This window comes from Dialister succinatiphilus YIT 11850 (assembly GCF_000242435.1).
Classification (GTDB): Bacteria; Bacillota; Negativicutes; order Veillonellales; family Dialisteraceae; genus Dialister; species Dialister succinatiphilus.
In genome coordinates, this window is record NZ_JH591187.1 from 395,347 (window position 1) to 415,857 (window position 20,511).

At 50.7% G+C, this 20,511-nt stretch carries 16 protein-coding genes; all 16 read left to right on the forward strand.

Annotated features, from left to right (window positions below; translation table 11 throughout):
* Positions 1–231: 231 nt before the first annotated feature.
* The 16 genes from uvrB to HMPREF9453_RS01765 all read left to right on the forward strand — a co-directional run bounded on the left by uvrB (position 232) and on the right by HMPREF9453_RS01765 (position 20,432).
* Positions 232–2,340, forward strand: coding sequence for an excinuclease ABC subunit UvrB (gene uvrB, locus HMPREF9453_RS01685; protein ID WP_008858830.1), 2,109 nt, complete (start codon positions 232–234; stop codon positions 2,338–2,340).
* 241 nt (positions 2,341–2,581) lie between these two features.
* Positions 2,582–5,431, forward strand: a complete 2,850-nt coding sequence (uvrA, locus tag HMPREF9453_RS01690) for an excinuclease ABC subunit UvrA (protein ID WP_008858831.1) — start codon at positions 2,582–2,584, stop codon at positions 5,429–5,431.
* Positions 5,418–7,283 (forward strand): excinuclease ABC subunit UvrC, encoded by a 1,866-nt coding sequence (uvrC, locus tag HMPREF9453_RS01695; protein ID WP_008858832.1) that lies wholly within the window; start codon positions 5,418–5,420, stop codon positions 7,281–7,283. The genes uvrA and uvrC overlap by 14 nt, the downstream gene beginning before the upstream one ends.
* Before the next feature lie 195 nt (positions 7,284–7,478).
* Positions 7,479–7,664, forward strand: a complete 186-nt coding sequence (rpmF, locus tag HMPREF9453_RS01700) for a 50S ribosomal protein L32 (protein WP_008858833.1) — start codon at positions 7,479–7,481, stop codon at positions 7,662–7,664.
* A gap of 458 nt (positions 7,665–8,122) precedes the next feature.
* The gene (locus HMPREF9453_RS01705; RefSeq protein WP_008858834.1) at positions 8,123–9,124 is read left to right on the forward strand and encodes an ABC transporter substrate-binding protein; all 1,002 of its coding nucleotides are present in this window, start codon (positions 8,123–8,125) and stop codon (positions 9,122–9,124) included.
* Between the two features lie 93 nt (positions 9,125–9,217).
* Positions 9,218–10,258 carry an ABC transporter substrate-binding protein gene (locus HMPREF9453_RS10995; RefSeq protein ID WP_008858835.1) on the forward strand — a complete coding sequence of 347 codons (1,041 nt, stop codon included), beginning with the start codon at positions 9,218–9,220 and terminating at the stop codon, positions 10,256–10,258.
* Between the two features lie 43 nt (positions 10,259–10,301).
* Positions 10,302–11,183: an ABC transporter permease gene (locus HMPREF9453_RS01715; RefSeq protein WP_008858836.1), complete on the forward strand. Its 882-nt coding sequence runs from the start codon at positions 10,302–10,304 to the stop codon at positions 11,181–11,183.
* A gap of 2 nt (positions 11,184–11,185) precedes the next feature.
* Positions 11,186–11,974, forward strand: coding sequence for an ABC transporter ATP-binding protein (locus tag HMPREF9453_RS01720; protein ID WP_008858837.1), 789 nt, complete (start codon positions 11,186–11,188; stop codon positions 11,972–11,974).
* 119 nt (positions 11,975–12,093) lie between these two features.
* Positions 12,094–12,363 carry a 30S ribosomal protein S15 gene (gene rpsO / locus HMPREF9453_RS01725; RefSeq protein ID WP_008858838.1) on the forward strand — a complete coding sequence of 90 codons (270 nt, stop codon included), beginning with the start codon at positions 12,094–12,096 and terminating at the stop codon, positions 12,361–12,363.
* A gap of 81 nt (positions 12,364–12,444) precedes the next feature.
* Entirely contained in the window at positions 12,445–12,750 is a 306-nt protein-coding gene (locus HMPREF9453_RS01730; protein ID WP_148363676.1) for a hypothetical protein, read from the forward strand.
* Between the two features lie 950 nt (positions 12,751–13,700).
* A complete protein-coding gene (locus HMPREF9453_RS01735; protein ID WP_008858840.1) occupies positions 13,701–15,791 on the forward strand; it encodes a polyribonucleotide nucleotidyltransferase in 2,091 nt (696 codons plus the stop codon).
* Positions 15,788–16,234 (forward strand): dUTP diphosphatase, encoded by a 447-nt coding sequence (dut, locus tag HMPREF9453_RS01740; RefSeq protein WP_008858841.1) that lies wholly within the window; start codon positions 15,788–15,790, stop codon positions 16,232–16,234. Before HMPREF9453_RS01735 ends, dut begins: the two co-directional genes overlap by 4 nt.
* Positions 16,235–16,288: 54 nt before the next feature.
* A complete protein-coding gene (locus HMPREF9453_RS01745) occupies positions 16,289–16,819 on the forward strand; it encodes an NUDIX hydrolase (protein ID WP_008858842.1) in 531 nt (176 codons plus the stop codon).
* A 248-nt stretch (positions 16,820–17,067) separates the two neighbouring features.
* Positions 17,068–17,886: a nucleotide-binding protein gene (locus HMPREF9453_RS01755; RefSeq protein WP_008858843.1), complete on the forward strand. Its 819-nt coding sequence runs from the start codon at positions 17,068–17,070 to the stop codon at positions 17,884–17,886.
* Complete coding sequence (locus HMPREF9453_RS01760; protein ID WP_008858844.1) at positions 17,870–19,165, forward strand: nitrogenase component 1; 1,296 nt, start codon at positions 17,870–17,872, stop codon at positions 19,163–19,165. Before HMPREF9453_RS01755 ends, HMPREF9453_RS01760 begins: the two co-directional genes overlap by 17 nt.
* On the forward strand, positions 19,152–20,432 hold the full coding sequence (locus HMPREF9453_RS01765; RefSeq protein WP_008858845.1) for a nitrogenase component 1: 1,281 nt from the start codon (positions 19,152–19,154) through the stop codon (positions 20,430–20,432). The genes HMPREF9453_RS01760 and HMPREF9453_RS01765 overlap by 14 nt, the downstream gene beginning before the upstream one ends.
* Positions 20,433–20,511 lie beyond the last annotated feature (79 nt).

Consider the following 20,511-nt stretch of genomic DNA (forward strand, 5'->3'; position numbering starts at 1 on the left):
CGGCATGACACAGGTGCTGCCCATAGGACAGGAAACGATCTTCAAGGTTCTAGACCTGTCAAAAGGGGCGAAATTTCTTGCCTGTCATGTTATAATTGAAAATAGAAATATATCGATTATGAAACTGTTCATTTTGAATAGTTTCATTTTTCTTTACCCTATAAGGGAAACGCCGATTCCATGACAGTGAATGAATCGGTGCTTCTCCGGAATAGATGAAAGAGGAAGTTTATGGATAGAAGCAGGATTCAGAGACAGTACATGGAACCGATGATTCCTTTTAAGCTGAAGGCGCCTTTCCAGCCCACCGGAGACCAGCCGAAAGCAGTGAAGTCGCTGGTACAGGGGCTGAATGAGGGACAGTGGGCCCAGGTCCTTCTGGGGGCCACCGGTACGGGTAAAACATTTACCATGGCCAAGGTCATTGAAGAGGTACAGCGGCCTACCCTGATTATTTCACCTAACAAAACCCTGGCGGCACAGACAGCCAGTGAGTTCAAGGATTTCTTTCCGGACAACGCGGTGTACTATTTCGTCAGCTATTACGATTACTACCAGCCCGAGTCCTATGTACCCCAGACGGATACTTATATAGAAAAGGATTCATCCAGGAACGAGGAAATCGACCGGCTGCGCCATTCTGCTACCATGGCCCTCTTTGAACGGAAGGATGTCATTGTCGTAGCCTCTGTGTCCTGCATCTATGGCTTGGGGGACCCGGAGGACTACAGTACCATGGGCCTGTCCCTCCGGCCGGGAGAGGAAATCGATAGGGACAAGATTATTGAAAAACTGGTGAATATGCAGTACATGCGGAATGATATGAATTTCACCAGAGACACTTTCCGGGTGCGGGGAGATACGATTGATGTATTTCCGGCTTCGGAAAATAATGTGGCTGTTCGGATCGAAATGTTTGGGGACGAAGTGGATTCCCTTACGGAATTCGATGTGCTTACGGGAGAAACAGTGGCAGAGAGGAACCATATCGGTATTTTCCCGGCGTCCCACTATGTCACCAGTTCTGATAAGCTGAAAAAAGCCATCGGTTCCATCGAACAGGAACTGGACGGCAGGCTGAAGGAGCTTCGGGACCAGGGAAAGCTCTTGGAAGCCCAGCGGCTGGAACAGCGGACTAACTACGACCTGGAAATGATGCAGGAAGTGGGGTACTGCTCCGGCATCGAAAACTATTCCCGCCACATGTCAAGCAGGAAGCCCGGAGAGCCTCCTTACACTCTTCTTGACTATTTCCCCGATGATTTTCTGATTATGATTGATGAATCCCATGTGACAGTGCCCCAGCTCCGGGCCATGTACAACGGCGACCAGTCCAGAAAGCGCACGCTGGTAGACTACGGTTTCCGCCTGCCCAGCGCCCTGGATAACAGGCCTCTGACCTTTGATGAATTCACGGAGCGGATTAACCAGATTATTTACGTATCCGCTACGCCGGGACCCTATGAAATGGGGGTACAGACAAACCTGGCGGAGCAGATTATCCGTCCTACCGGTCTTTTGGATCCCAGTATCGAAGTGCGTCCCATTGAAGGACAGATGGATGACCTTCTGGGAGAAATCCACAAACGGGAGGATGCCCATGAAAGGGTGCTTATTACAACCCTTACCAAGAAAATGGCGGAAGATCTTACCGATTTCCTCATGGAAGCAGGGGTGAAGGTGCGGTATCTCCACTCCGATGTGGCCACCATCGAAAGGGCGGAAATCATTCGTGATCTTCGGGCCGGCGTCTTCGATGTACTGGTGGGCATCAATCTTCTTCGCGAAGGGCTTGATATGCCGGAAGTATCACTGGTAGCCATTCTGGATGCAGATAAGGAAGGATTCCTACGCTCTGAAACATCCATGATCCAGGTTATTGGCCGGGCCGCCAGAAATGAACACGGTCATGTCATCATGTATGCCGACAGGGTGACAAAATCCATGAAATATGCCATTGATGAAACCAACCGCCGCCGCCGGATTCAGGAAGCCTACAACAAGGAACACCACATTACGCCCCATACAGTGCAGAAACGGGTGAAAGACCTTATTGACCTTACGAAGATTGAGGAAAAAACGGGAGACTATGGCAAGAAACCGGCAGGAAAAGAAGAAATGTCTGACGAAGAGCTGTATATGCAGATGCAGCAGACGGAAAAGGATATGAAACGGGCTGCCAAATCCCTGGAATTTGAAGAAGCTGCCATGTGGCGGGACCAGCTGGCCAAGCTGCGCCAGATGTGGACTGATCGTTACGGCTCCCGGGCCGACGCCGCTCTGAAAAGGGTGAGCGCCGGAAAAAAGAGAATCAACAGACCTATGAAAAAGAGAATATAAGAGAAGCCTTTTCATCGTTCAGGGCTTATGCTTTCAGGGCAGCAGTCATTCATAGAGATCTCCATGTATAAGAATCCCCAAACACTGCTGCCTTACAGGACTTTTCAAACAGGTCATGGTTAAAAATTTTGAGATTTGAAAGACTCCTTCTCTTCACTTTTCAAAACAGGATTACCTGTATCTATAGATTTATTTTCAACCCATGGCATGCTCTCTGTCATGCCATACAGAAAGGAATAGAATGGAAAAAGGAATTGTCATTCACGGGGCCAGGCAGAATAATCTGAAGAACATCGACCTCACCCTGCCTCGTAATAAACTTATCGTGTTCACAGGACTTTCCGGCTCGGGAAAGTCATCTCTTGCCTTTGATACGATTTATGCGGAAGGGCAGAGAAAGTATGTGGAGTCCCTGTCTGCCTATGCCCGCCAGTTTTTAGGACAGATGAACAAGCCGGATGTGGACAAGATATCCGGCCTTTCGCCGGCCATTTCCATTGACCAGAAATCCACCAGCCATAATCCCCGGTCCACTGTGGGCACAGTGACGGAAATCCATGATTATCTCCGCATGCTCTTTGCCCATGCCAGCCGGGCTTTCTGCCCTCACTGCGGCAGACCCATTCAGAGGCAGACCGTAGATCAGATTGTAGATGCCCTCACAGCTCTGGGAGACAGGACGAAGCTCATGATTCTGGGCCCTGTGGCTGTACAGAAGAAGGGAACCCACAAGAAGCTTCTGGAAGAACTCCGGAAGGAAGGGTATGTGCGCGTCCGGGTGGACGGGCAGGTGCTTTCTCTTTCCGATGAAATCGAACTGGAGAAGAATAAGAAGCATACCGTTGAAGTGGTGGTGGACCGCATCATTATTAAGGATGGCATTGTGCGCCGCCTCACGGACTCTGTGGAAGAAGCGCTGAAGCTGGGAGACGGCCTCATGGTGGGAGCGGTGCCGGGAGGGAAGGATTACCTCTTCAGCACCCACTTTGCCTGCCCGGACTGCGGCATTTCTCTGCCTAAACCGGAACCCCGCATCTTTTCTTTCAACAATCCCTTCGGTGCATGTCCTGCCTGCATGGGGCTGGGTTCTTCTCTGGAAGCAGATTTCAAACGAATTCTGCCGGACCATAAGCAGACCTTCCGTCTCGGGGCTATCCGCCCCTTTCCTTACAACAGGGAAAGCTGGCTTTATAAGCAGCTGGACGCCTTTTTGAAATCCTATGATCTCACCATGGATGCCTGCTTTGATGACCTTCCTCCCAAAGGACAGGAGGAATTCAAGTACGGTGGGAGAGAAATGCTCACATTTTCCTATACCAACCAGGATGGAGAAACAAAGACGTACCAGCGGCAGTTTGAAGGTCTTGTACCCATGACAAAGAGAAGGTACGAAGAGGCCTGGACAGAAAAGATGAAGGAATCCCTGTCTAACTACCTCATCGAGAAGCCCTGCCCTGTGTGTCATGGCGCCCGTCTCCGTCCGGAAAGCCTGGCCTTCCGGGTGGGCGGTAAGAATATTGCAGAAATATCCGATATGCCCGTTTCCGAGCTCCTCCCCTTTTTGGAAAAGCTGGAACTGACAGATAAGGAAAAAATCATTGCAGACCAGATTCTTCGGGAAGTGAAAAGCCGTCTCACCTTCCTTTCCAATGTGGGCCTGGAATACCTGACCCTGTCCAGGGGAGCGTCTACCCTTTCCGGCGGTGAAGCCCAGCGCATCCGTCTGGCCACCCAGATCGGTTCCGGTCTGGTGGGGGTGCTTTATATTCTGGATGAACCCTCCATCGGCCTCCACCAGCGGGACAACGACAAACTTCTTGCCACACTGAAAGGAATGCGGGATCTGGGAAATACACTTATTGTGGTGGAACACGATGAAGACACTATCCGCTCTGCTGACTGGGTCGTGGACATCGGACCCGGTGCCGGTGAAAACGGCGGATATGTGGTGGCGGAAGGGACGCCGGAGGATATTAAGAAATCAAAGAAATCCATTACCGGCGCCTACCTTCGGGGCGAAAAATATATTCCTCTGCCGGAACACAGAAGAAAAGGGAATGGCCTGTTCCTTACCATCAAGGGCGCGTCAGAGCATAACCTGAAGCACATTAATGTTTCCTTCCCTCTGGGAGCTTTCACTGTGGTTACCGGTGAGTCTGGCTCCGGCAAGAGTACCCTGGTGAATGAAATCCTTTATCAGGGCCTGTCCAATATCAAGAACCATACCTCCTATGCCGAAGGACAGTACGATACCATGGAAGGGGCGGAATATGTGGATAAGATTATCGACATTGACCAGCAGCCCATCGGCCGCACGCCAAGATCAAATCCCGCCACCTATACCGGTGTTTTCAATGATATCCGGGAGCTTTTCAGCCAGACTTCGGAAGCCAAAATGAGGGGATATAAGCCGGGACGATTCAGCTTCAACATCAAAGGCGGCCGCTGCGAGGCCTGCCACGGCGATGGCATTATTAAAATTGAAATGCAGTTTCTTTCTGATGTATACGTGCCCTGCGAAGTATGCCATGGTGCCCGGTACAACAGGGAGACCCTGGAAGTCCGGTATAAGGGAAAGAATATTTCCGATGTACTGAACATGACGGTGGACGAAGCGGTACCATTTTTTGAAAATCATCCACGCATTTTGAGAAAACTGGAAACCCTGCAGGAAGTGGGGCTGGGCTACATCCATCTGGGACAGCCGGCCACTACTATGTCCGGCGGCGAGGCCCAGCGTGTGAAACTGGCTACGGAACTAATGAGGAGAGGCACAGGAGATACCCTCTATATCCTGGATGAACCTACCACAGGCCTCCATACCGAAGATATCAGGAAACTGCTCATTGTGCTGCAGAAGCTGGTGGATCAGGGAAATACGGTGGTGGTCATCGAACATAACCTGGATGTGGTGAAAGTAGCGGACTACATCATCGATCTGGGCCCTGAAGGCGGCGATAAGGGCGGTGAAGTGGTGGCCTGCGGCACACCGGAGGACATCTGCCGGGTGAAACGGTCCTACACCGGTCAATACCTGCTTCCAGTGATGGAAAGAACCAGGGAAGTGATGAAAGACCATGAAAATGATTGACGTAAACGATAAAATTCGGGCTAAGGTAGAAGCCCTGCCGGATTCACCCGGCGTTTACCGCTGGAAAGATAAAGATGGCCGGGTGATTTATGTAGGGAAGGCAAAGAACCTGAAAAACAGGGTGCGCTCCTATGTAAGAGAGGATAAGAACCGCTCTCCGAAAGTGGCGGCCATGATACGCCATGCGGAAGATCTGGACATTACCATGACTGCCACGGAAATGGAAGCCCTGATTCTGGAATGCAACCTCATCAAGGAAATCCATCCGAAATACAATATTTCCCTCAGGGATGATAAGTCCTATCCCTATGTGAAAATCACAACCAACGAAGAATGGCCCCGCATTTTTGTGACAAGAAATATCCGCCATGATGACGGCGCCCGCTATTTCGGCCCTTTTACCGATGTGGGAAGCCTTCGCACTACCCTGAGCCTCCTGAGGCGCTATTATCCCATCCGAAACTGCCGCTCCATGAAAGTTTCCCGGCCCTGCCTCCAATACCATCTTCATCTCTGCGCAGGTCCCTGCTTCCATCTCTGTTCCAGGGAAGACTACGACTCCTACGTACGTACAGTGTGCGACCTTTTCGAAGGAAAAAGTACGGAACTGGTGAAGGAACTGAAACAGAAGATGATGGCTGCCTCCGACGCCATGGACTATGAGCTGGCCGCTAAATACAGAGACCAGATCAGAGCGGTGGAGTCGGTGCAGCAGCGGCAGAATATAGTGGCCAGCGAAGGAGACTTCGACGTCGTAGGCTATGCCCGGGACGGCAGTCATGCAGGACTGGAAGTCTTTTATATCCGCTATGGCCGTATGGTGGGAAAGGAAAACTTCAGCATACCGGAAAGTGAAAACGAAACGGACGAAGAAATCATCACTGCCTTTATTCGTGATTTCTATGGTGGCAATCCCACATCCATCCCCAGGGAAATCATCCTGCCCCTTCTGCCGGCGGAACAGGAACTCATTGCGTCCTGGATGACAAAACTGAAAGGCAGCGAAGTGACCCTTATTCTTCCTCAGCGCGGCTTTAAACGGCGATTAAAGGACATGGCCATGGCTAACGCTGCCAAGTATCTTTCCGACAAAAAGCTGCAGTGGGAATACCAGGACGCCCGGGAACAGGGGGCGGTGAAAAAACTGAAGGATCTGCTCCACCTGCCAAGGCTGCCGGAACGGATGGAATGCTTCGATATTTCCCATAACCAGGGCGCTGAAACCACAGGCTCCATGGTGGTCTTCGAACATGGCCGTCCGGCGAAGAGGGAGTACAGGAAATTCAAACTCCAGACCACCCAGGGCCATGCCGATGATTTCAAATCCATGGCAGAAGTCATGAGCCGCCGCTATGGAAATGAAAAAGACTGGCCCGCACCGGACCTTATCGTTCTGGATGGCGGCCTGGGACAGCTTCATGCCGCCCTGCCCGCCATCAGAAACGCCGGCTGTGATGCCCCTGTCATCGGCCTGGCCAAGAGAATCGAGGAAATCTACGTGGAAGGTTCCGAAGACCCCATCGTCCTGGATCATCACGAACCGGCCCTCAAGCTTCTCCAGTTCATTCGCGACGAAGCCCACCGCTTCGTTATCACCTACCACAGGAAATGGACGAATAAGAGAAATACCGAATCCATCCTGGACCACATCGAAGGCATCGGCCCCACCAGAAGAAACGCTCTATGGCATGCCTTCCGCTCTCTTGACGAAATGCGTAAAGCCACTATAGAAGAACTGTCCCAGGTTCCCGGCATGAACAAAAGGGCAGCAGAAGCGGTATACCGATTCTTTCATATGAGAAAAGACGAAAAACAGATGGTCCTTACAGGACAAAAGGTGGAAGGGGAATAGGGAGAGGCACAGCAGGGCTTCCCGCCCTTCTGCTCCTGCTTTGATGCTTACCTTTTCCATCTCAACCCTTGACAAAGCCCGATTCTCCACGTATAATGATGAAGTTGATAATTTTATCCACCAGCTTAAGGCGCTGTATAAAACGTACAGCAGGAGCTATCAAGCGGCAGGCCGATAGGTAAGGAGGTGCTAAGAATGCCGGTTCCGAAGACAAAAAGTTCCAGATCCCGTCGTGATAAGAGACGTGCTAACTGGAAGCTGACTGTTCCGGGTCTTGTGGAATGCCCGCAGTGCCATGCACTGAAAAAACCTCATCATGTATGCCCTGTATGCGGTTACTACAAAGGCAAACAGATCATCAGCAAGACTGTTGAAGAATAATAGAAAAACGTTTTCCTCCAGAGGGAAACGTTTTTTTAGTGTCTGGAAAAGGGGATAAGTAATGAAGAAAAAGGTGCTGGAAGTGTCGGCGGTAAGTGCATCATTTTTTCTTTTCGAACCTATCCTCAGCGCTTCTTCCGGTGGAAGGAGCGCTGAATACCAGGGGATAGGCGATGTCAGCTCTTAGAATCCAAAGGGCTCGTCAAGCCTGAGTATCTTTTGTGCCCTTTTGTGTCTGTGGTACCACTTTCTCCCGCAAGCGGGGGATAATCATGTGAGTGAATGCGCCCTTTTATCTATTTTTCACATGGTATCTATACTGAAAATATGCTATAATTATCGCAAGTTCAATGCAGAAGTCTGCTCGCTTTGGCTTTTGGAAGGATAGTTTCACAGGAGAATATGAAGAGGCCGGACGGGAAGAATGGATGCAATATAAAAAAGGGAGGAACAGTAGAATGGCAGGAAGTCAATGGAAGAAGATTCTGGCAGCAGGTTTATGCGGCCTTATGGCAGCAGGTGTTTTGGCAGGCTGCGGCGGTGGAAGCGGAAGTGGAAGCAGCAGTTCCGGCGGTAAAATGAAGGTGGGCATTGTCCAGATTGTGCAGCACCCGGCGCTGGATGAGTCGAATAAAGGGTTTGTGGATGCTTTGAATGAAGCGGGGCTGAAGGATAAGGTGGAAATCGATGAGCAGAATGCCCAGGGTGACCAGTCCAATCTGAAGGCTATTGCCAATCGTTATGTGTCCGGCAATTACAAGCTCATCGGTGCTATTTCTACACCGGCGGCCCAGGCGATGGCCAATGCTACCGATAAGATTCCCATTATCTGCACTGCTATTTCCGATTTTGAAAATGCAAAGCTCATGAAGTCGGAGAAGGCACCGGACAGCAACGTAACCGGCACCAATGACCGGGGACCGGTAGATAAGCAGGTGAAGCTGATTAAGGAAATTCAGCCCAATGTCAAGAAAATCGGTATTATTTATAATTCCAGTGAAATCAATTCGGTGGTGCAGGCTAAGCATCTGAAGGAAAACTGCCAGCCCCTGGGCATTGATGTGGTGGAACTGACAGTGAATTCTGTGAATGATGTGCAGCAGGTAGCGGAAGGCTTCCTGGGCGGTAAGGTAGATGCCATTTACGTACCTACCGATAATATTATCGCTTCTTCTATTCCTACTCTGATGGCTGTAGCCAACAGGGAGAAGATCCCCGTATACGGCGCAGAAGTGGGTCATGTAAAGAACGGCGTGCTGGCTTCCGAGTCCATCAGCTTCTATGATATTGGACACCGGGCAGGCCAGATGGCTGCGGAAATCCTGAAGGGAAATAAGACGGTAAAAGATTTCCCTGTAGAAGGAGCAGACAAGACGAAGCTTTACATCAATAAGAGTGAAATGGAAACATTGGGTATCCAGATTCCAAAGGAAGTTCTTGACAGGGCAGAAATGATCTGACGTTTTACAGGAAAAGACAAAGAGTAACTTCCGATTTCAACGGAGGTTACTCTTTATCTATGGTTTTAAAATTTTAGGGAAAGGGTTAGTGTTGTGGCTTCAAAACTGAAACAGCTCTGGTGGTTAATGCTTATTTTTGCGGTGTGTAATGTAGTGATGGCCGTGATGTTGTACCAGTCTTCATCACCGGAACCGGTCAATGAAGATGTGGTGCCTGTTGCGGCGAAGAATGTGTATTCCATCGGCATTCTGCAGTCCGATGATCTGGCGGAACAGAATAAAATGACCGCCGGTGTGCTGGCAGCGCTGGAGGCTGAGGGATACAGCAAGGGCGGCAGAGCCAAAATCGACATTGTGCAGGCCAAGGGCAATGACAAGAAACTGGAAGCTTCAGCAAAGAAGTTTGCCCGGGACAAAAAGGACTTAATTATCGCTATCGGCACCGATTCCGCCAAAGCAGCTGTCAAAGCGACAAAAAACATTCCCATTGTGGGAGTGGGGGTCATGAATTTTAAGAAGGATAAAGATTTCGCAGGACATCGAAATCTTACCGGCATCATGGATAATCCGGCTATCCTGACCCAGATTCGCATGGCCAGCCGCTGCATGTCTGTGAAAAAGCTGGGCATCCTCTATAATCCCGGCGATGCAGCTGCCTCTCTGCAGGTAGAAATCCTCCGAGAAGTAGCTGCCCAGAAAGGGATCTCTCTCTATGAGGTAGCCTATCAGCCCGACAAGGCGGCAGAACCCCAGATTCAGAAACTGGTGGGTCATATTACGGCCCTCTATGTGCCGGAAGACACGGACCTCCTTACTCATTTTGATGACATCGTAAAGGTGATGAATGGCGCCAATATTCCTATCATTGGAGAACAGTCTGAAATGGTACGGCGGGGCGCTCTCATTTCCGTATCTCCCAGCTACTACCGCATGGGATTCTCCGGCGGCCGCATGGCAGCCAGTCTGCTGAAGGGGGATCTGATTCCCGAAGATATTCCCATCATGCGTCAGCAGGATCCGGATATCGTCATCAATATGAAGCAGGTGAATGCTTTGAATATTCCGCTGCCCGGAGACCTGTGGCAGCGTTCCAGAAAGCTGTACCTCTATGATGGACAGCCTGCAAGACCCTGATTAGGATTTGTATTCAGTTAACCTTATAAAGGAAGGAAATCAAATGGCAGATTTAGCAGTTTCCACCATTGCCCAGGGACTGATGTGGTCCATCCTGGCCATTGGCGTATTTCTATCTTTCCGCGTACTTGATGTACCGGATATGACCTGCGAAGGCAGCTTCCCTCTGGGTGGTGCTATTGCAGCTTCTCTTATTGCTTCCGGCGCCTCTCCATGGGCAGCCATCGCAGCTGGTGCGGCAGGAGGCCTCATTGCAGGCACGGTTACCGGCATCCTTTATACGAAATTAAAGATTCCCGCCATTCTGGCCGGCATCCTTACCATGATTGCCCTTTACTCCATTAACCTCCACATTATGGGGAAGGCCAATATTTCTCTTCTGCGGGTGGATACCGTATTTTCCACCACCGCCAGCCTGCTCCATGTGAGCCAGTCCACGGCAGCTTTCATTGTGCCGGCAGTCCTTATGATTATTATTTCCGCCCTTATTTACTGGTTCTTTGGTACGGAACTGGGAATGTGCATTCGCGCTACCGGCTATAATCCACAGATGGTACGGGCCCAGGGCGTGAACACGGACACCATGATTATTATGGGCCTCTTTATTTCCAATGCCCTCATCGGCCTCTGCGGTGCCGTGGTAGCACAGAACAACGGCTTTGCCGATGTAGGCATGGGCATCGGTACTATCGTTATCGGCCTGGCCTCCGTCATCATTGGTGAAGTGATTCTTGGCGTGGACAGCTTCTCCGGCTCTCTCCTTGCTGTGGTGGTGGGCTCCATTATTTATCGCGTAGTCATTGCAGTGGTGCTCTATCTGGGCATGCCGCCGAACGATTTGAAACTGTTCACCGCTATTCTTGTCATGCTTGCCCTGGCTGCTCCTATGATCAAGGGCAAAGTCAATATAGGAAAGGCAGGCTGATTATGCTTAAAGTTACAGATATCAGCAAAACATTCTTCAAGGGAACCACCAATGAAAAGAAAGCGCTCAGCCATTTGTCCCTGACTCTGAACGACGGTGATTTCTGCACTGTCATCGGCAGCAACGGCGCAGGTAAGAGTACCCTTCTGAACTCTATTGCCGGTGCCTATATTCCTGACAGCGGCACCATTGAAATCAATGGTCACGATGTGACTAAGGTGAGTGAATATAAAAGAGCCAAGTACATCGGCCGGGTTTTCCAGGATCCATTGAAAGGCACTGCCGCCGGCATGCAGGTGGAAGAAAACCTGATTATCGCTTCCAGAAGAGGGGAGAGCCGCCGGCTTCGCTGGGCTTTTTCCTCCGGTGACCATGAAAAATTCCGGGACATGGTAGCCCGTCTGGGCCTTGGTCTGGAAGATCGTCTCTCCACCAGAATCGGACTCCTTTCCGGCGGCCAGCGGCAGGCACTGACCCTGCTTATGGCCACTCTGAAAAAGCCGGATATCCTTCTTCTTGATGAACCTACCGCAGCCCTGGATCCGAAGACTGCAGGCAAAGTGCTGAAAATTACCGATGAAATCGTACACGAACAGCACCTTACCACCCTGATGATTACCCACAACATGAGGGATGCCCTGAAATACGGCAACCGCCTCATCATGATGAACAGCGGCACCATTATTGCCGACTACAGCCCAGAAGAGAAGCAGAAACTCACTATCGATGATCTGCTGAAGAAATTTGAAGAAACCTCCGGCGCCATGAGCGATAGAGTTCTTCTTGGATAAACGTCTTGCAATCTATAGTCTGTTCATGTATAATTACACGTGGTTGAACTGTACCCCAGTTTATCGCAACTCCGGCGTAGACCTGGATACAGCAATTTATATTTTTATAGGAGGCTATTATGTTAACAGCTGAAGCAAAAAAAGAAATCATTGACACCTATGCAGTCCACGAAGGCGATACCGGATCTCCGGAAGTACAGATTGCTATCCTCTCCAAGAGAATCGCTCTCCTTACCGAACATCTGAAGTCCCACAAGAAAGACCATCATTCCCGCCGCGGCCTGCTGAAAATGGTTGGCCAGCGCAGAAACATGCTGGACTATCTCCGTCGCAAAGACATCGAACGCTACAGAGCTCTCGGTGCAAAACTGGGCCTGCGTCTGAAATAAGATTTCAAAGAAAGAGACTACCGAAAGGTAGTCTTTTTTAGTGAAAAGAAGGTTCGAAAGATATTCACAGACAGTGGCTGTATGGCAACAGACAGGCTGCCAGGAGAGGGAAGGGGGATGAAGTATACAGCTTTCTTCCTCTGGAAGACGACTATCCTGCAGCACTGTGGCGTTAGGCTGTTATTCGAGTATAGACTGCACACCATGCGGGTACCTGAATGCCCGACGGTGGTGCCGCAGGCAGTGGATAACAGCAGACTTTTTGTAGGAAAGATAAACCCCCATGAAGTCTGGGACAGCTCATTTTCCAGAGTAAATTTGTCAACTCATGAATTCGATAAAAAGATCCCCACCCTTTGTAAAAAAAGGCGGGGATTTTTTTATTGAGCCCGATTTCATCACGATCGGCAACACGAAAAGCCTGAAAGAGCTAGGTTCGACGGATAGAAGACAGATGCGCCAATCTTCCACCGCTCCATCATGATGATGGCCTCTTTCAGGCATTTCGCTTGTAGAACCTCAGAATGAACCGAGGCGTTTAATCAGGTAATGCAGGTCTCACTCATAACGCATCGAACGGACCGAAGCCCGGAGCTCTTATGGTTTCATCCATGCGAGATGGCTTGCAGCCGGACCAGGAACCGGGTATTTTTTCGTGGCCACTCCCCGGACCTTGTCCAAACTCTCATCTATGCTTATTATACTATATAAAATTCGATAATAGAATAGCACGATAAACAAATATACTTGCCTGTTTCGCAATTAAATATGAATAGATGTAATGAAATAGAGGATACAGGCTTTCTGCAGGAAGAATACCATATGCGAAAGATAAAATTTCTAGGGAAGCGCTGACTAAATCGTTGTCTGATTTTATTCTTGAATTTTTATGCAATGCAAGGAATGGGGCGACGCGAATAGCGAGCTATTTAAGGAGCCCCATGACGAAGCAGTGCATAAAAATTCTTATAAAAGCAGACTCTGCGAATTAATCAGTGCTTCCCTAGACATGTAACTTTCTGAAAAAATTCCCTGACTGCCGGTACAGATATTTCTATGATGGATGAAATGGAACGTCACAAAACCATCCACGAATACCACTCCCACCTATCCGGCCCCTTTCTTCCAAGATCAAAGACCTCTATAAAGCAGGGGTGGCAGGTACTTGTAAAGGGAAGCGGGGAAATGCCTGTCCGTCATTTTCCTGCTTTTTGTACTCACCGGCCGGATGGACTTTTTCATCTGATGACGAAACATTCCTATTCACTTTGCCATAACTATCCTGTATAATAAGAAAATACGTGAAAAAGGATTTATTGATTACAGGAGGAAAAGGAATGTTCAAGACATTTCAGATGGAACTGGCCGGTCGTCCGCTTATTATTGAGACCGGCAAGATGGCAAAGCAGGCCAATGGTGCCGTACTGGTGAGATACGGTGATACGGTGGTGCTGGTGGCTACCACTGCCAGCAAGGAACCGAGGGAGGGAACTGATTTCTTCCCCCTGACCGTGGATTATGAAGAAAAGATGTATGCCGTAGGGAAGATGCCCGGAGGATTCCTGCGTCGTGAAGGCCGTCCGGGGAATTCCGCCATTCTGAATGCCCGTCTGATTGACCGTCCTATCCGTCCGCTTTTTGATAAACGCTGCCGCAACGATGTGCATGTGGTGGCTACGGTGCTGTCTGTGGACTACGACAATGCGCCGGAGCTGTGCGGCATGCTGGGGGCTTCCGCTTCCATCGGTATTTCCGATATTCCCTGGGATGGCCCCATTGCCGGTGTCCGTATCGGCAGGGTAGATGGAAAATATGTGGTGAACCCCACCCAGGAACAGCTGGCAGAGTCTTCCATGAATATTACCGTAGCCGGTTCTGAAGAAGCTATCATGATGGTAGAAGGCGGTGCTAATGAAGCTCCGGAAGAAGAAGTGCTGGATGCCATCATGTTCGGCCATGAAACCATTAAGGAACTGTGCCGCTTCCAGAAGAAGATCATTGAAGAAGTGGGCAAGCCGAAGCGCACCATGGTGTTCCCGGAAGTTCCAGAAGAAATCGACGAAGCTGTGGCTGCTTATGCCACCGAAGACCTGAAGAAGGCTATTTTTGACGCAGATAAGCTGAGAAGAGATGGAAATATTGATGCAGTGAAGAAGGCTGCCAAGGAACATTTTGCCGACATCTATCCGGAAAATGGCGCCGATGTGGCAGAAAGCCTTGATCATCTTACCAAGCAGATTGTGCGTGATTCCATTTCCAATGAAGGCATTCGTCCGGACGGCAGAAAGCTGACAGAAATCCGCCCCATTACCTGTGAAGTGGGACTGCTTCCCCGCGTTCACGGCAGCGCTCTTTTCACCCGTGGCCAGACCCAGGCTCTTTCCATTACCACCCTGGCTCCCATGTCTGAAACCCAGATTATCGATGACCTGACTCCGATTACGGAAAAACGGTACATCCATCAGTACAATTTCCCATCCTACTGCGTAGGTGAAACAAAGGGTTCCCGCGGACCGGGACGCCGTGAAATCGGTCATGGCGCTCTGGCAGAAAGGGCTCTCCGTCCGGTGATTCCGTCGGTGGAAGAATTCCCCTATGCCATCCGCGTAGTTTCTGAAATTCTGGAATCCAACGGTTCCTCTTCCCAGGCTTCCGTATGCGGCAGCACCATGTCTCTCATGAATGCAGGCGTGCCCATTAAGGCTCCGGTCGCAGGCATTGCTATGGGCCTCATCGAAAACGGCGGCAAGTTCAGCATCCTTTCTGATATCCAGGGCATGGAAGATGCGCTGGGTGATATGGACTTCAAGGTAGCCGGCACAGCCAAAGGCGTCACTGCCATCCAGATGGATATCAAGGTACATGGTCTGTCCCGTGACATTCTGCTGGCAGCCCTGAAGCAGGCTCACGAAGGCCGTCTCTTCATCCTGGGCAAGATTGCAGCATGCATCGATAAGCCGGCAGACCATCTGTCCCCCTATGCACCGAAGATCATTGCCATTACTATTCCGGTGGAAAAAATCCGTGATGTCATCGGCGCCGGCGGCAAGACCATCAATAAGATCCAGGATGAAACCGGTGCCAAGCTGGATGTGGAAGAAGACGGACATGTGTATATTTCTTCCACCGACGAAGCCGCAGCAGAACAGGCCAAAAAGATGGTGGAAGGACTTACCCATGAGGTGAAGGCCGGCGAGACCTATCTGGGCCGGGTCACCCGTCTCATGAAGTTCGGCGCATTTGTGGAAATCCTGCCGGGCAAGGAAGGTCTGGTTCATGTATCCCAGCTGGCTCTCCAGCGGGTGGAAAAACCGGAAGACATTGTCCATGTAGGCGATGAAATCATGGTGAAGGTCACTGAAATCGATGACAAGGGCCGCATCAACCTGTCCCGCAAGGCTCTCCTTCTGGAAAAGAAGAACAAATGAGAAGCCGGGGATTTGAAGTCGTTTCTACCTGGGAAAAGGAAGGTATCCGTATTCCCGTAAGAAAAACAGCCTCCAGTGCAGGCTACGACATAGAAAGCGGAAGGGATATGGATATCCTGCCGGGCAAAGTCACCCTTATCCCCACAGGCCTTAAGGCCTATATGGGAGAAGAGGAGTATCTGGCCATTTATATCCGTTCCAGCATGGCCATCAAACATGGCCTTATCCTGATAAACAGTACCGGTATTATCGACGCCGACTACTATAATAATGAGGATAATGAAGGCCACATTATGGTGGCAGTATATAATACCACTTCCCAGCCTTTCCATATTTCCAAAGGCGACCGGGTGGCCCAGGGTATTTTCACCAGGTACCTGAAGGCTGACGGCGATGAAGCCAAAGGTCTCAGGACCGGCGGTGTAGGGAGCACAGGAAAATAACTATCATTCCAGCGGCGGACAGATTCCGCCGCTTTTCCCTTGAAGGAGGTTCCTATGAGCGTTGAAAAAGAAAAAATGGTGAGCCGTGAGGAAATCTATGACGGCCAGATTGTCCATCTGTTTAAGGACCAGGTGGAGCTGGCAGGCAGAAAGGCAGTGCGGGAAGTGATTCTTCACTGCGGCGCCGCTGCCATCATTCCTGTCACCGCCGACGGTAAGGTCCTTTTTGTGAAGCAGTACCGCTATCCGGTGGGCGAGGCGCTCCTTGAAATCCCCGCAGGGAAAATGGATCCCGGCGAAACACCGGATGCCTGCGCTGCCAGGGAGCTGGAAGAGGAAACGGGCTATCGGGGCACCTTGAAGAAGCTGGGATATGTGTACACTACACCGGGCTTCTGCAATGAAACCATCCATCTCTACCTGGCTACGGATCTGGTACACACGGCCCAGCATCTGGACGAAGGAGAATTCCTTGATGTCCTTCCTATCCCGCTGGATGAAGTGTGGGATATGATCCGGAAGGGGCATATTTATGATGCCAAAACGCTCTCGGCCTTTGCCATCGCCAGAGATGTATTGAAATAAGGGTGAACGAAGGGGCTGTGAAAAAATGTAAATCATTTCTTCACAGCCCCCTTCGTTTTAGATCTGCAGAAAAGGGGCGTGAGAGGAAGGAACATTCTTTTTCCAGTATCCTGGGTTTCTGTCCAACCCTCTGGCCTGGTATCTGCATTTATGATGCACTTACGGTTTTCTGCCTCATGGGTCCCATCTATTTCTATTCCTGCTATAATATAACAAAAGAAATGATTTTTTCATGAAGGAGGAGCTTTATGAGGAAAATTGCTTTCTATGGAAAGGGCGGTATCGGGAAGTCTACCACAGCTTCCAATGTATCCGCAGCGTTGAGTCTCATGGGGAAGCGGGTGTGCCAGATCGGCTGTGACCCGAAGAATGATTCTACGAGGCTTTTGCTGGGGCATATCTGCCAGTCCACGGTACTGGATATCCTGCGGACCAGGGATACCGGGGATATCCGACAGGAAGATATTATTCACACCGGGTTTAACGGTATTACCTGTGTGGAGGCAGGGGGTCCGGAGCCCGGTGTGGGCTGTGCAGGCCGGGGAATTATTGTGGCTCTGGAGCTTCTGGACCGGATGAAGGCGCTGCCGGAAAGCGATGTCATTCTTTACGACGTGTTGGGAGATGTGGTTTGTGGCGGCTTTGCCATGCCTATCAGGGAAGGGTATGCCGAGGAAATCTATATCGTCTCTTCCGGCGAGCTCATGTCCCTCTACGCTGCCAATAATATTGCCAAGGGTATCGCCCGGTTTGCGTCCAGAGGAAAGGTGCGGCTGGCGGGAATTATAGGAAACAGCCGGAATGTGCCGGGGGAGAAGGAACTGCTCCTGGCCTTTGCAGAAAGGCTCCACACCCATTTGGCCGCCTTTATTCCCCGGGATAAGACGGTGAACCTGGCAGAAAATCATCGGCAGACGGTGCTGCAGTATGCTCCTGATTCTCCCCAGGCTGAAGTGTACAGGAAGCTGGCAGGAACCATTCTTTCCGCTAAAGAAGGCACGATTCCAAAGCCCATGAGTTTTGATGAAATGGAAGAGATGGTGGCCCGCTATGGCAGTGAAGACTAAATGGCTTCTTTCGTCGGACTGTCCTTCCAGCTGCACCATGACCGGCGTGTGGCGGGCGGTGGCCTATGATCAGGGCTGCGTAGTCATATTTCACAGCCCTGCCGGATGTGCCCATGTGGCATCCACCATGGATTTGGGAAATCATTACCGTATTACGGCTGACGGGTGTCCGGAAAAAGGGGACCCGGTGCCTCTGATTTCCTCCAATCTTCGAGAAAAAGACAGCATTTTCGGCGGCATCGAAAGGCTTCATGAATGCATTGCCTATGCGGTGAAGACCTGCCATCCCGAATGCCTGGTGATTGCCTCTTCCTGCGTGGCCGGTGTCATTGGTGATGATGTGGATGAGGAAGCCCGGGAGGCAGAGGAGACCTATGGCATTCCGGTGCTGTCCATGGCTTTTTCAGGCTTTCTGGGTGGTGAATATTCTGATGGCTATTATAAAACCATGGATGCCATCATGCACCGGTTTTTCAAAAAGCAGGACCATAAAAAAGGAAAGGTCCTCCTTCTGGGGGACCAGATGGGTCCCGAGGGGCAGTATGCCCGGGAGGTGAAACGGCTTCTTTCTTTCTTCGGCCTTACCGTGGATTTCCAGTTTCCCGGATATGTTCCTTTTTCAAAGTGGAGCCAGGTGACGGAGGCATCCCTGTCGGTCCTTCTGGGCACGGCGGGGCAGCCGGAAGGGATGAAGGAAAGAGCTCTCTGGCTGGAAAGGGAATTTGGTATTTCCTTTTTGGGAGATCTGTACCCTTTGGGGCTGGAAGGGACCTGGTCATGGATCAGGCGGCTCGCCGATTTCATGAAAGAAAAGGACAAAGGAGAGGCCCTTATCCGGGAAGAAATGGAAAGAGTAGAGAAGCGGGTGTCTGCCTTTCTGCCGGTTACAGAGGGGAAGAAGGCATTCATTGCCATTGGCCGGGGGCGGCGGTGGTACCATCCGTCAGGCACTATCCAGTCCCTCCAAAGGCTTCACATGGAGCCTGCAGGAGTCATGTTCTTTTCCAATCTTACAGAAGAAGATATGGCGGCAGACAGGGAGGAAATTTCCGCTCTGGGTGATATTCCAGTCTATCATGAGGAGGAAGGGCAGAAGGCTATGGAGACGGCGGATGTTCTTCTCACCACCAATGAAATATACGACTCTTCCCTTCGGCAGCTTTTCATCCCCATGGTGCCTCTGGCGGGGACGGAGGGGGAGCTGGCGTTTCTTACCTCCCTGTACCGACTGCTTTGCCGTCATGGAAGGAAGGGAGGCATGACCTATGTCAAAATGTGAATTTGAATTATCCTGCCATCATAATGATACCTGCGGCCTCACAGGCTCCGCTGCCTTTTTTGCATCTATTCCCGGAAGTTTTGTCCTCATAAACGGGCCGCTATGGTGTTATTTCTATGCCATGAAATATATCGATGATGAAAACAGCCGGGCTGCCCGCTGCATCTGCTGTACCGGCACGTCTCCATCGTCTCTGGTATACGGCACGGAAAAAGAAATCCTTCGAGGCCTGTCTCGTATTCGAAGCCAGGGCACGGCAGAGCGGGTCTTTCTGGAGAGCAACTGCAGCACCGGCCTCATTGGCGATGATGTGAAGGGCATTGCGGAAGAGTTCGGCGGTCCCTGGCCTGTATATACCATGGACAGCGGTGGATTGAAAGGCTCCTTTGAGAAGGGGTTCGCCCGGGCTTTCCTTCGGGTGGTGGAGGAAATGAAGGAAGAAAGCACCATTCCTGCTTCCGTGAATGTGCTGGGCCTTTCGGAAGTGTATCTGAAGGGCAGAGAAGAGGGAAATGAAATCCGGCGCATCCTTAAGGGCTGCGGCATCAGGGTCATTTCCACGCCCGGCTGTGAAAGCAGCTGGCATGAAATCATGGAAGCTCCGAAGGCATCTTTCAACCTGGTGGTGCGGGATGAGCTGGGGCTTCCGGCGGCAAAGGAAATGGAAAAGCGCTTCCACATTCCCTATGCTTCCGTAGGCCTTCCCTATGGCTTTGAAGGCAGCCGGAAATGGGTGGAAAAGGTACTATCCCTCCTGTCCTTTGGGAAGGCTGAGCCTTTTCTGGATCAGGAAAAAGAAAGGGCTGAGGAAGTCCTTCGAAAGGGAAATGGTCTGGAATCTCTCTGGGGCTCCCTGTGGTTTGATGAGGTGCTGGTGGCGGCGCCGCCGTCCGAGGCTCTGGGCATAGCAGAGGCTCTGCGCAGCGAATGGATAGATACGGCCAGGCTTACGGTACACCTCCTTTCACCTGCGGACCGGACCTGTCCTTTGGCTGATGAAGTCCGGCTTGTGACGGAAGATGATGAGGATATCAGGAAGGATTACGAAAACTGGAAGGATGGTCTTGCCCTCTCCAGCAGTCATGAAACGACAAGATTGGAACGGCTTCATAAGCCTTTCGTTTCCTGCCATATTGCCCGTCCCTCCTACGATGAATGCTCCTTCTCCGACCTTCCTTACTGCGGTTTTCGAGGCGCCGCCCTGCTCTATGAAAAAATATGGAACGCCCGCCTTCGGCAGATTCGGTATGGGAAACATATAAAATAAACATAGGGAATGTAAAGCACTGATAATTATGGCCTTTGAATTTATCAGTGCTTTTTTAATGCAGGAAAATTATAAGCTA